A 985-nucleotide genomic window follows, 5' to 3' on the forward strand; every position below is an offset into this window, starting at 1 on the left:
GCCCATGAGCGGGGTGCCGGTGCCGGAGCCGGCGTCCCGGGGCGCGGCGGCCAGGGCGACCTGCTCGGCAGTGTCGGGGGCGATCTCGGCCAGGTCGAGCCGGCCGGCGACCAGCTCGGAGACCCGCTTGTCGCGGGGTACGGCGCGCAGCACGATCTTGTCCAGCTTGGGCGGGTCGCCCCACCAGCGCGGGTTCTGGGCGAGCACGATCTCGTCGTCCTCGGTGTCGACCTTCTCCAGGGCGAAGGGACCGGCGGTGATCTTCAGTTTGCGGCGCGCGCCGTCGTTGAAGGCGTCCGGAGTGCCCGTGACGCTCTTCGGGTACAGCGGCGTGAACAGGGACTTCCAGTCGGCGTAGGGCCGGCTGAAGGTGACCTTGACCTCCAGGTCGCCGGCGCCGCGCTCGATCTTCTCGATGCGGTCGTAGCCGGCGTTGCGGGCGGTCCAGAAGGCACTGTCCTTGCCGGACAGGGCGCGCCACTGGGCGGCGAAGTCGGCGGCACCGATCTCCCGGCCGTCGCTCCAGACGGCCTGCTGGTTGAGCTTGTAGACGACGACCTGCTTGGGCTCGGTCTCGACGACCTCGGCCGATTCGAGGTAGTCGGAGTCGCGTACCGGGCGACCGGTCTCGTCCATCCGGTACATCGAGGGCAGCACGGCCTGCGCGACGCGGGTCGTGGTGGCGTCGGCGTCCGACTGGAAGGCGTTCAGCGTGTCCGGTACCGAGTCCACGGCCCAGCGCAGGGTGCCGCCGTCGGAGACCTGTGCCCGGTCCGCGGAGGCGATGTCCTGCTCGGCGAGCGGCTTGCCCGACGGGTCCTCGGAGCTGCAGCCGGCCAGCGCGGGGACCGCGAGCACGCCCGCGGTGAGGAAGGCGACCGAGCGCATGACCGCACTCGGTCCGACGCCGACGTAGGACATCTCTGCTACCTCCGGAGGGCCGCGGGCGTGATGGTCACTTTGAGCGGCATATGCCGTATATGCG

Annotated in this window: 1 protein-coding gene; it reads right to left on the minus strand. The window is 71.1% G+C overall.

All coding sequences use genetic code 11. The features are described from left to right. Window positions 1-921 (minus strand): ABC transporter substrate-binding protein (locus ABEA26_RS35115; protein WP_345598024.1); only part of this gene is annotated, 921 nt, incomplete at its 3' end. Between the last annotated feature and the right edge of the window lie 64 nt (window positions 922-985).

It is taken from the genome of Streptomyces marokkonensis (assembly GCF_039539045.1).
Lineage (GTDB): Bacteria > Actinomycetota > Actinomycetes > Streptomycetales > Streptomycetaceae > Streptomyces > Streptomyces marokkonensis.